The sequence below is a fragment of the Bacillus sp. JNUCC-22 genome (assembly GCF_018861275.1).
In the GTDB taxonomy this organism is placed as follows: Bacteria; Bacillota; Bacilli; order Bacillales; family Bacillaceae; genus Bacillus; species Bacillus velezensis.
The window spans coordinates 2,649,904-2,661,914 of sequence record NZ_CP076408.1; the positions used below are offsets into that span (position 1 = coordinate 2,649,904).

10 protein-coding genes are annotated in these 12,011 nt (G+C 48.0%); 1 reads left to right on the forward strand and 9 read right to left on the reverse strand.

The window, feature by feature from the left end; translation table 11 throughout:
- Nucleotides 1-28: 28 nt before the first annotated feature.
- The 7 genes from JNUCC22_RS12800 to hemA form a co-directional block, all read right to left on the reverse strand.
- Nucleotides 29-1,918, reverse strand: a complete 1,890-nt coding sequence (locus tag JNUCC22_RS12800; RefSeq protein WP_072589423.1) for a LysM peptidoglycan-binding domain-containing protein — start codon at nt 1,916-1,918, stop codon at nt 29-31.
- A 132-nt stretch (nt 1,919-2,050) separates the two neighbouring features.
- Entirely contained in the window at nt 2,051-3,340 is a 1,290-nt protein-coding gene (hemL, locus tag JNUCC22_RS12805) for a glutamate-1-semialdehyde 2,1-aminomutase (protein WP_060562686.1), read from the reverse strand.
- Between the two features lie 28 nt (nt 3,341-3,368).
- Nucleotides 3,369-4,343, reverse strand: a complete 975-nt coding sequence (hemB, locus tag JNUCC22_RS12810) for a porphobilinogen synthase (protein WP_150941338.1) — start codon at nt 4,341-4,343, stop codon at nt 3,369-3,371.
- Nucleotides 4,344-4,348: 5 nt separating this feature from the next.
- Nucleotides 4,349-5,128 (reverse strand): uroporphyrinogen-III synthase, encoded by a 780-nt coding sequence (locus JNUCC22_RS12815; protein WP_216061777.1) that lies wholly within the window; start codon nt 5,126-5,128, stop codon nt 4,349-4,351.
- Entirely contained in the window at nt 5,118-6,059 is a 942-nt protein-coding gene (hemC, locus tag JNUCC22_RS12820) for a hydroxymethylbilane synthase (RefSeq protein WP_007408155.1), read from the reverse strand. The genes JNUCC22_RS12815 and hemC overlap by 11 nt, the downstream gene beginning before the upstream one ends.
- Nucleotides 6,060-6,093: 34 nt before the next feature.
- A complete protein-coding gene (locus JNUCC22_RS12825; protein ID WP_015417935.1) occupies nt 6,094-6,924 on the reverse strand; it encodes a cytochrome c biogenesis protein in 831 nt (276 codons plus the stop codon).
- Between the two features lie 7 nt (nt 6,925-6,931).
- Nucleotides 6,932-8,299: a glutamyl-tRNA reductase gene (gene hemA, locus JNUCC22_RS12830; protein WP_015240315.1), complete on the reverse strand. Its 1,368-nt coding sequence runs from the start codon at nt 8,297-8,299 to the stop codon at nt 6,932-6,934.
- A gap of 194 nt (nt 8,300-8,493) precedes the next feature.
- Between hemA and JNUCC22_RS12835 the strand changes: the two genes are divergently transcribed.
- Complete coding sequence (locus tag JNUCC22_RS12835) at nt 8,494-8,985, forward strand: hypothetical protein (protein ID WP_020956158.1); 492 nt, start codon at nt 8,494-8,496, stop codon at nt 8,983-8,985.
- 32 nt (nt 8,986-9,017) lie between these two features.
- On the opposite strand, the gene yihA is transcribed toward JNUCC22_RS12835, so the two are convergent.
- Entirely contained in the window at nt 9,018-9,605 is a 588-nt protein-coding gene (yihA, locus tag JNUCC22_RS12840) for a ribosome biogenesis GTP-binding protein YihA/YsxC (protein WP_003152626.1), read from the reverse strand.
- Nucleotides 9,602-11,926: an endopeptidase La gene (gene lon / locus JNUCC22_RS12845; protein WP_216061778.1), complete on the reverse strand. Its 2,325-nt coding sequence runs from the start codon at nt 11,924-11,926 to the stop codon at nt 9,602-9,604. Before lon ends, yihA begins: the two co-directional genes overlap by 4 nt.
- Nucleotides 11,927-12,011 lie beyond the last annotated feature (85 nt).

The following is a 12,011-nucleotide window of genomic DNA, read 5'->3' on the forward strand; positions in this document are numbered from 1 at the left end:
TCACCACATTTTTACGGCCTCTTTGTGCTTACGCATGGCTGTTATTATATTCAGGTATATACAGAAGCTGACCTTCTTCAAGCTCGTCATCAAACGATAAAGCATTCGTTCTGATGAGCTGCTGGGATGTTATGTCATATCGTTCACACACCCGGTCGATAGTATCTTGCTGCTGTACGATACAAATTTTCATTCTTGAAAACTTTTCTTCTTCCCTTGTAAATAATTTTGTCAAGTAATGAGAGTTGTCATTTTCCTTCTGCTCGGTTCCCGGTGCCGCTTCTTCATTCTTTCTTTCAGGCTTAAGCGGCTCAGGCTGTTCAGCTTGCGCCGGCTCCTCAGGCGGCAGTTTGGAAAACTGAAAAGACAAATCGAGAGGCTTCCCGGTTTCCTCCTCCGGCGGCGCCATCTTCCTTACCTCAATTTCAAACCCTTCTTCATCCTGAGCCTCTTCTTCAAGCAGCTTAGGAGCGCTGTAAAACTCCTCTTCCTGCCGTTCCGGAACGAACTCGCGATAAACGGGCGCCTGCTCTTCTTGAAAAACCGCAGGCTCATCTTCGTCTTCTGCCGCCTCATGATCGCTCTGACGGAGAAGCGGCTCGGCCTCTGGCTGCTCTTCTTTTTGAAGGAAGGGCTGTTCCGCAATTTTTGGTTTTTCTGCATGCGGAGTCAGAGTGAACGCAGGGAAAACCGGCTCGTTATCATCTTTTGGCTCTTCCTGGACTTCTGCTGAACCCTCCTCAAATACAGGTTCATTCCTCACAGCCGACATGATTGCAGGCTCCTCAGCTTCTTCCGGCTCTTCTTCGTGTTGGAAGGAAATGGGAGGAGGGGGCTCAGTAAAGGAAACAGGCTTCGGCACCTTTTCCTGCTCCCTCAGAATCGGGGCGGTCTCCTGCTCTTCTTCTTCCCGCTCCCTCAAAATCGGGGCTGCTTCCTGCTCCTCTTCTTCTTCCCGCTCCCTCATAATCGGGGCAGCTCCCTGCTCCTCTTCTTCTTCCCGCTCCCTCATAATCGGGGCAGTCTCCTGCTCTTCTTCTTCCTGCTCCCTCAGAATCGGGGCAGTTTCTTCCTCTTCTTCTTTGTGCTCCCTCAGAATCGGGGCTGCTTCCTGCTCTTCTTCTTCCTGCTCTCTCAGAATCGGGGCTGCTTCCTGCTCTTCTTCTTCCTGCTCTCTCAGAATCGGGGCAGTTTCCTGCTCTTCTTCTTCCCGTTCCCTCAGAATTGGGGCAGTTTCCTGCTCTTCTTCCCGCTCCCTCAAAATCGGGGCTGCTTCCTGCTCTTCTTCCTCCAGCCTGAGTAAAGGCGGGATTTCTTCCTCGTTCTTCTTGGTTTCTTGTGCTGCTTCTTCTGATACAGTCAAAGGTATTTCAGGCTCATGGCGTATCATTAATTCTGGTTCGTTTTCGTCCTCCGAATGATGTCCGGCAAGATTGATCATTTCTTCTCTGGCAAATTCAGGCGCCACGTACAAAGGGATCTCCGGCTCTTTTGGCTCGGATTCCTCAAGCAGCCCTTCAATTGCCAAATCAGCCTGAATGGTTAAGATCCTTGAATCCGTCAGCTGATAATCAAAGGCATCGATAAATACGAAAACATCATTGAGGTGGCTCACTTTATTTTTCGGAATCGTAATGTCCACCGGGAAACAATGAATGAGCTCGGCCGTGCCATCCTCCCTCGCCCTCACTTCCTCTACATGCCTCAGCTCCCTATTAAGCTCTTCAAAATGACTGCTGTGATCTATGTTGTACTCGCCAGTAAGTTCTAGTGATCCTTTAATTGAGACATAATCATTTACTTCCTGCACCCTGATGTCAGGGTCTAATGAAATCGAAAGTAATTCAGAAACTTCCTGTCCTTTTTGGAAACAGATTGATTCTTCAACAGAAAATTGCAATCGGTGATTATGCGGCAAGTTCATATCCTCCTTTCATCTAATCCATACAATTAGATGTCACTAAAGGTGTATGCCGCAATCCGGGAAAATATGATAATGGAGGCATTGAAAAAAGCCGATACAAGTCTTGCTTGCATCGGCTTTTCGGTATCAGCGGCTGATCGCCTGGAACACTTTCTCAGCGGCTTGAATGGTTTTTTCAATATCCTCCATTGTATGCGCAGTGGAGAGAAACAATCCTTCAAATTGAGACGGCGGCAGAAATACGCCTGCATCAGCCATCCCTTTATAATATTTGGCGAACAGCTTTAAATCAGAAGATTTGGCTGCTTCATAGTTAATGACAGGCTCATTTGTGAAAAAGAAGCCGATCATTGAACCCGCCCGGTTAAACGTGTGCGGAATGCCATGTGCTTCAGCTGCTTTTGAAATGCCTTCTTCAAGCATATCGCCTTTTTTCACAAATTCTTGGTAAGATTCAGGTGTGAGCTGCTGTAACGTCTCAAGTCCCGCTGTCATGGCAAGCGGATTTCCTGACAATGTTCCCGCCTGGTAGATCGGACCGCTCGGCGCGATTCGTTCCATAATATCAGCTTTTCCGCCATACGCACCGACAGGAAGACCGCCGCCGATGACTTTGCCGAGACACGTTAAGTCAGGCGTCACGCCGAAATACCCTTGCGCACAGTTATAATCCACGCGAAAACCGGTCATGACCTCATCAAAAATGAGCAGCGCGCCATACTGTTCCGTCATGTCGCGCAGCCCTTGTAAAAAGCCTTCCTGCGGCGGAACAACGCCCATATTGCCTGCTACCGGTTCAACAATGACCCCGGCAATATCTTCACCGTATTCCCGGAATGCGAGTGCAACGCTTTCCAAATCGTTGTATGGAACGGTGATCGTATTCATTGCTATTCCTTCCGGCACGCCCGGGCTGTCCGGAAGGCCGAGTGTCGCCACTCCGGATCCCGCTTTGATCAGCAGTGAATCACCATGGCCGTGGTAACAGCCTTCGAATTTCAAAATTTTGTTGCGGCCGGTATATCCTCTTGCCAGACGCAGGGCGCTCATTGTCGCCTCTGTGCCGGAGCTGACCATCCGCACGATTTCAACAGACGGCACACGGTCAATGACCAATTTGGCCAGTTCGTTTTCCACTTCAGTAGATGCTCCGAAACTTGTCCCGTTCTCGGCTACTTTTTTCAGGCTTTCAACGACCCGGTCGTTCGTGTGGCCCAAAATGAGCGGCCCCCAGCTCAGGACGTAGTCGATATATTCATTGCCGTCAATATCAAATATTTTCGATCCTTTTCCGCGCTGCATAAAAATCGGATCCATATCGACTGATTTAAACGCGCGCACCGGGCTGTTCACTCCGCCCGGCATCAGTTTCTGCGCTTCTTTAAAAGCGGCTTTTGATTTTTCATAGCTTCTCATCTGCCTCAGCTCCCGTCAAATGAAATCGTTACTCAGCAAGCCATTTTGCTGCGTCTTTTGCATGATACGTCATAATCAGATCGGCTCCTGCACGTTTCATGCCCGTTAAAATTTCCAGCACCATTTCTTTTTCTTTAATCCAGCCGTTTTGGGCTGCCGCTTTCACCATGGAATACTCCCCGCTCACATTATATGCGACCAGCGGCAGGTGATGGCGGTTTTTCACATCACGCATAATATCTAAGTATGACATAGACGGTTTGACGATTAAAAAGTCAGCGCCTTCTGCCGCGTCTGATTCAGCCTCACGGAGCGCTTCCAAGCGGTTGGCCGGATCCATCTGATATGTTTTTCGGTCTCCGAACTGCGGCGTGCTGTCAGCCGCGTCGCGGAACGGACCGTAAAATTCACTTGAATATTTCACGGCATAAGACATGATCGGAATATTCGTGAATCCTTCTTTGTCGAGCGCTTCCCTGATCACTGTGACAAAACCGTCCATCATATTTGAAGGAGCGATGATGTCAGCGCCGGCTTTGGCCTGGCTGACGGCTGTCTGAGCCAGCAGTTCAAGCGACTCATCATTGAGGATTTCTCCGTCTTTCACGACGCCGCAATGGCCGTGATCCGTGTATTCACAGAGACACGTATCAGCGATTACGATCATTTCAGGATAATGCTTTTTAATTTCAGCAATCCCTTTCTGCACAATGCCGTGATCGTGAAAAGCCTGGGTTCCGCAGGCGTCTTTTTCTTCCGGCACGCCGAAAACGATGACCGACTTAATGCCGAGCGATATCAGCTCAGCCATTTCATCCTTTAACAAATCGAGTGATACATGATAAACCCCCGGCATGGAAGGAACTTCTTTTTTTCCTTCGAGTCCTTCAACGACAAATAACGGGTAAATAAAATCTGAGGGGTGAAGACGTGTTTCTTTTACTAAATCTCTCATCGCAGCGTTCGCGCGCAAACGGCGGTGTCTGTTAAATGTTTGATTCATCATTATCAATCCTTTCCCGACATGCTGCACATGACGTCCAGCATGCCTTCAATCGTATAAGTGTCAGGCACATGGGATGAGATCCCGTATTCCAAGAGCGCTTTCTCTGTCAAAGGGCCGATGCTGATATAGCTCGCACCGCTGTTTTCCCACACTTTTTCTCCGTCTCCGACCGCGTGCATAAACGTATGCACCGCCGATGAGCTGGTAAACGTAATAAAATCAAAATGAGAGCGGGATGCAGCCCGTCTCAGCTCGTCCATGCCTTTTTCATCCTGAATGGTATTGTATAACACCCATTCCCTTATTTGATAGCCAAGCGGCTCAAGCTCCGCTTTTATGACATCGCGTGATAAATTGCCCTTTATCACTGAAATGGGTTCGGCAGCTGATGCGTGCCGTTTTAAAGTATCAGCCAGACATTCCGCCACATACTCGTCAGGCATCGCATCCGTCCGGGCTCCCCGCTCTTTCAGGGCGCGCGCAGTCTTTTCACCGACGGCTGCGATTTTTTTCCGTCCCGAAAGCGCAAGACCGTGACGATCAAGATAGGAAAAAAAGAACCGGACACCGTTTACGCTTGTAAACACAAGCCATCCCGGCTCAGAAAGGTCTTCCCGCAGACTGTCCGCACATTCATCCGGGAGCGCTTCCTGAAAAGCGATCAGCGAAGCGGAAACAGCCGTTCCGCCGAGCGCCTCCACTTTTTTTCGGAACGGTGCGGCCTGTCTTTTGTTCCGGGTGACAAGCACGGTCTTTCCTTGTAAAGGAAGGTCATTTGCCATCCTGATCGAGCTCCTGTTTCACGCTGTCGATTAATGCTTTGGCTCCTTTTTCAGACATCATCGCCGCACAGCGTTTTCCGATTTCTTCCGGATCATGTCCCGCCGCTGTTTCTTTATAAATCGTCTTTCCGTCCGGAGACGCGACAAGACCGACCAATTCAACCTCATCCCGGTCATTGACGGACGCATACCCGGCTATCGGCACTTGGCAGCCGCCTTCCATCGCGTGTAAGAAAGCCCGTTCGGCTGCCACCGTGCGCTGCGTATACTCATCGGTAAATTGCGCAAACAGCTTCAAAAGCTCCTCATCCGACTCTCTGCATTCAATGGCAAGAGCGCCTTGGCCGACCGCAGGCAGACAGCGGTCCGGTTCGAGAAATTCAGATACGACATCATCTTTCCAGCCCATTCTCGAAAGTCCCGCAGCCGCTAAAATAATAGCATCGTAATCTTCCGTTTCAAGCTTTTGAAGTCTCGTATCAATATTGCCTCTGATCCACTTAATTGTAAGGTCAGGGCGTTCAGCAAGAATCTGGGCGCTTCTTCTTAAACTGCTGGTGCCGATGATGCCCCCTTCTTTTATGTCGTCCAGCTTTTGATGCCCCTTTGAAATGAGCGCATCACGCGGGTCCTCACGTTTCGGTATGCAGCCTATGACAAGGCCCTCAGGCAAAACGGCGGGCATGTCTTTCATGCTGTGAACCGCCATATCAATCTCCTGATGCAGCAGCGCCTGTTCAATCTCTTTGACAAACAAACCTTTGCCGCCCACTTTTGACAGTGTAACATCAAGGATGCGGTCGCCTTTTGTGACAATCTCCCGGATTTCAAAGTTATAGGAAGGGTTCAATTCCTTCAGTTTGTTAATCACCCATTTTGTCTGGGTCATAGCCAGTTTGCTCCGTCTGGAACCTACCTTAATCGTTCTCATTTTCTTTCCTCCCGAATCTGTTTGGGCGCGTGCGTTAACTGAACCAATGGAATTGCGACAGGCTTCCGAGCAGGAAGTAATTAATCATCAGCACGAGAAAACATGCTGAATTCCATAACGCCGCCACTTTTCCCTGCAGTTCCTTAATCAATCTGATATATAAATAGTAGCTGTATAAAAGCAGCACAATAAACGAGCCGAGCACTTTTGAATCAAACCAGTACAGCGTTTCCAGCGACACATACGCCCAGATCACGCCTAATATCAGGCTCAACAGCAGCATCGGAACCCCGATGACATTTAAAACGTAAGCCATATAATCAAGTTTTGACAAATCTTCAATTCTCAACAGCCATTTTCCCCACTTTTTCTTCTTTAATAAAGAATATTGAAACTGATAAAGAAGCGAAAAGACAAAAGAAAGGGAAAAAGCGCCGTAAGACAGAATCGCCATTGTAATATGAATGACCAAAAGCTCTGAGACCAGCTGGCCGGAAAAAGCGGCTGAATGCTGATCCGTCGGTGAAAACGTATGGATCGCAATCATCGAGAAACCGATGACATTCGTGAAAAACACGATAAAATCAACGCGCAGAATCTGCGTGACCACAAGTGAGAGCGTGACAAGCACCCACGCATAAAAGTAAAGGGCCTCCGTAATATTCAAGACCGGAAATCTGCCCGTCTGCCACATGAAATAAGAAAGATAGACGGTTTGCAGAGTCCAGACAATAGAAAGCAACCAGAAGGCCATTTTCCCAGCCTTCCGGTTGTGTTGAAGAAAATCTATAAAGTAAAAAAGGACGCTTACTGCATAAATAACAATTGTCGCTTCATTAAGTCTTGCCATTGCTGTATCAATCATACAGCCCTCACTCACTTACAAGCGGACGTAAGCCCGTTTTTGCTTCTGCCTTTTGAAACGAATGAACCGTCTGGCGGTTATCCAGGCTTTTGTCCAGCTGGCGGCCGGCCTCTTCCTCAATATCGAAAATCTGCATAAACAGCTTCAGCTTTTCATCTGAATCCGCTTCAGCCGCAAGCTCTTTCGCTTTCAGAATCGGGTCGCGCAGCATTTGGTTAATGATGCTTTTCGTATGTTTGCTGAGAAGTTTTTTCTCTCTTACCGTCAGATGAGGCAGCTTGCGCTCAATGCTCTGCATCGTATCGGACTGGATGGACAGCGCCTTTTCACGCAGCGCCGAAATGACCGGCACGACGCCGAGCGTATTAAGCCACTGCTTAAACTCAACAATTGCCGCTTCAATAAACAGCTCGACTTTTTCAGCGGTTTCACGGCGTTCTTGTAAGTTGGCTTCAACGATTCCTTCAAGGTCATCAATATCGTACAGAAAAACACCTTCAAGATCGTTCAGCGCCGGATCGAGGTCCCTCGGCACAGCGATATCCACCATAAATAACGGGCGGCCTTTCCGCTGTCTGCCCGCTCTCTCCATCATTTCTTTAGACACGACGAAATCACTTGCGCCTGTCGAACTGATTAAAATATCAGCTTCAGCAAGTGCATGTTCAAGCTGGTTTAAGCTGCGCGCTTCTCCGGAGAAACGGTCAGCGAGCGCTTTTGCCTTCAAAAACGTTCTGTTGATGACCGTTACTTTGCCGATGCCCTGACCGTGCAGGTTTTCTGCGGCAAGCTCGCCCATTTTTCCCGCACCGAGAATCAAAATGTGCTTATTTGACAATGAGCCGAAGATTTTTTTCGCGAGTTCAACGGCGGCGTAACTGACGGAAACGGCATTGGCGCCGATATCGGTTTCAGCATGCGTGCGTTTGCCGACGGTCACCGCCTGTTTAAACAGCTCATTGAAAATGGTGCCGATCGTCTTTTCTGCCTGCGCCGTTTTAAAGCTTGAGCGGACCTGGCCGAGTATTTGCGTTTCTCCGATGACCATGGAATCCAAACCGCACGCCACACGGAATAAATGCTCGATCGCCGCGTCGCTCTCATAAAATTTCAGAAACGGAGACAGCTCTTCTTTCGGCAGCGAGAACCATTCGGATAAAAATGTCTTTATATAATAACGGCCGGTATGAAGCTGGTCGACCACCGCATATATTTCGGTGCGGTTGCAGGTTGACACGATAATGTTTTCAAGAACACTTTTTTCTCCTTTTAAACGGAGCATCGCTTCTGCAAGCTCATCCGGCTGAAAACTTATTTTTTCGCGTATTTCAATAGGGGCGGATTTATAATCTACTCCCACAACAAGAATATGCATCGCTTTCATGCACCCCCGTACATCGCAATTTATTTATAATCATTCTAACATAGAATTTATTATTTATAATGATTATAACATAGTTTCTTCGGGAAAATGTGAACAGATTTCAAAAATGTTATGCTATAGTATAAAAAGCTCGTTTCCACTGTAATCATCATACTAAAAATCCTTTACTGCGGGTAGGTGACAGGATGAAAAAAACATCAATTTTATTACCGGGACTTCTGCTTGCCGCTTCATTATTCGCATGGCTTCAGAGCGGACAGGTTCACCTGTTTGCGAATCAGGGGGAATGGCCGGTGCTCCTTATGCTTTTGGGCGCTGCGCTCTTGTATCAGGGCAAAAAGGAAGCGGCCGGGCCTCACGTCCTGATCGGCATGCTTCTTTTCGGCATAGGTTTACACTTTTTCGCCAAACCTGAGCTCTCATGGTGGCCGGGAGATTTTGAAATGATTCTCTTCGTCTTCGGATTCTCCTTATTTGCGGCAGCCAGAAAAGAATATGTATACGAAGCGGTTGCCATGATTGGTTTTTCCCTCTTTTTATACTTCTTTAAACAAATTACGGCGTGGCTGGAGTCCGTCCATATTCCGACGGAACACTTCAAAACATACTGGCCGTATGTTTTCATCGGAATCAGCCTTTTATTATTGTTTATCAAGCGGAACAAAACTATACGATAAAACCCAAAACGCACTGCGTTTTGGGTTTTTCATTACCGGCTGATCATTTTTTTAATGGCTCCCCATGCTTCATCTTTGCCTTTTTTCGTTTCAGAGGAAAATAAAATCAGCTCGTCTTCAGGATCCATATCAAGCGTCTGTTTGACAACCTTTAAGTGCTTGTCCCATTTTCCTTTTGGAATCTTATCCGCTTTTGTCGCGATAACGATGACGGGAATGCCGTAATACTTCAGGAATTCATACATGTTCACGTCTTCAGCAGACGGCGCGTGCCTGAGGTCGACAATCTGCACGCAGGCTTTCAGCTCTTCGCGGGTCGTCATATAGGTTTCAATCATTCTCCCCCATGCTTCCCGCTCGCTTTTGGAAACTTTCGCAAATCCGTACCCGGGAACGTCGACAAAATGCAATTCATCATTGATGATGTAAAAGTTTAAGGTCTGTGTTTTCCCCGGTTTTGATGACGTTCTGGCCAAGTTTTTCCGATTGATTAATGAATTGATAAAAGATGACTTTCCTACATTTGATCTTCCCGCCAGCGCGATTTCCGGAAGCCCCCCATCAGGGTACTGTTCGGGTTTGACCGCGCTGATCACGATTTCTGACTTTGTGACTTTCATTTCTTCTCTCCTACTAAGGCATGTTCCAAAACGTCATCCAGGTGAGAAACGAATATAAACTTCAGTCCTTCTCTGACGCTTTCTGGAATATCCTCTATATCTTTTTCGTTATCTTTAGGCGCAATAATAGTGGTCAGGCCCGCTCTGTGCGCGCCGAGCGCCTTTTCTTTCAGTCCGCCGATCGGAAGCACGCGGCCCCGCAGCGTGATTTCTCCCGTCATACCGACTTCGCGTTTTACCGCACGGTCCGTTAATGCTGAAACGAGCGCTGTGGCCATCGTAATTCCGGCAGAAGGGCCGTCTTTCGGCACCGCTCCTTCAGGGACATGGATATGAATGTCATACTTCTCATGGAATTTCGGATCGATTCCGAACTGTTCCGCTTTCGAGCGGACATAACTGAAAGCGGCCTGCGCTGATTCCCGCATGACATCTCCAAGCTTCCCGGTCAGAATCAGCTTTCCTTTTCCCGGTGACAATGACACTTCGATTGACAGCGTATCTCCGCCGACCGTCGTATACGCAAGCCCCGTGACAACCCCGATTTGATCTTCGGTTTCCGCCTGTCCGTATCTGAATATCCGTTTTCCGAGATAGTCGGCCAGATTTTTCTCTGTAACGGTAATGCGTTTTCTCTCCTCAGACACAATGGCTTTTGCAGCCTTTCGGCAAATGGCGGCAATCTGGCGTTCAAGCGTTCTCACGCCGGCTTCCCTCGTGTAGTAGCGGATGATGTCCGTAATCGCCTGGTCCCGAATCTGCAGGTTGCTCTTTGTGAGCCCGTGCTCTTTGATTTGTTTCGGAAGCAGGTGGTCCTTCACGATCTCCAGCTTTTCGTTTTCAGTATAGCCTGACAGGCTGATAATCTCCATTCTGTCTCTGAGAGGTCCCGGTATGGAAGCAAGGTTATTCGCAGTCGCGATAAACAGCACTTTCGATAAATCGAACGTCTCTTCAATATAGTGGTCGCTGAATGTGCTGTTTTGTTCCGGATCCAGCACCTCAAGCATCGCCGAAGACGGATCGCCTCTGAAATCAGACGACATTTTGTCGATCTCATCCAGGAGAAAGACCGGATTTTGTTTACCGGCTTTTTTCATCCCCTGTATAATACGGCCCGGCATCGCTCCGACGTATGTACGCCGGTGCCCGCGGATTTCAGACTCATCGCGCACTCCGCCCAGTGAAATTCTCACAAAACGGCGCCCCATGCTCGTACTGATTGATTTTGCAAGAGATGTTTTACCGACTCCCGGAGGTCCGGCCAGACAAAGAATCGGCCCTTTCAGCGTTTTCGTCAGCTGTTTCACGGCCAAATACTCCAAAATCCGCTCTTTCACTTTCTCTAAGCCGTGGTGCTCTTTATCTAAGATTTCCCCGGCTTTTTTAATATCAAGTTTATCTTCTGTTTCATCCGACCACGGAAGGGCGATGAGCCAGTCAATATAGTTGCGGATAACAGAGCTTTCCGCTGAGCTTGACGGCACTTTTTCGTAACGGCTTAATTCCTTAAGCGCCGTTTCTTTGACACGCTCAGGCATGCCTGCTTCTTCTATCTTTTCCGTGAGCGACTGAACTTCGCCGTTTTTTCCTTCTTTGTCGCCAAGCTCCTTCTGAATGGCTTTCATCTGTTCACGCAAGTAGTATTCCTTTTGAGTGCGTTCCATCGAACGTTTGACGCGCTGACCGATTTTTTTCTCAATCTCCAGCACTTCTTTTTCATTATGAATGGAACGGATGACCTTATTCAGACGTTCTTTAATATCCGCCGTTTCTAAAATGTCCTGCTTGTCCTTTAATTTCAGCGGGAGATGAGAAGCGACGATATCCGCCATTCTGCCGGGCTCTTCAATATCAGTCACAGCCGCATACGTTTCTGCGGAGATTTTTTTAGAAATTTTTATGTACTGGTCAAAATGGTCCAGCAGCGTCCGCATAAGCGCTTCGTCTTCCACGTCTTTTGAATCATCCTCATGCATCAGCTGTATATCGACCGAAGTATAATCTTCGAGTTCGGTGTATTCAAGGATCTGCGCCCGCTGAATTCCTTCTACAAGCACTCTGATCGTACCGTTGGGCAGCTTCAGCATCTGTTTAATTTTTGTATAAGTGCCGACGGCGAAAATATCCTCTTCACCCGGTTCGTCTATCGAAATATCCTGCTGAGTGGCTAAAAAAATCATATGATCATGCATCATTGCCTGTTCAAGAGCCTGAACCGACTTGTCACGGCCTACATCTAAATGTAAAACCATTGTCGGGTATACCAATAAGCCTCTTAAAGGGAGGAGCGGGATGCTGCGTTTTGTATCTTCTGCCATGTGACTGACACCTCCGTGACTTTAGTATGAACCATTATAATACAACTTTTTCATCGTTGTACAATTCCGGGATCGGGCAAAATCG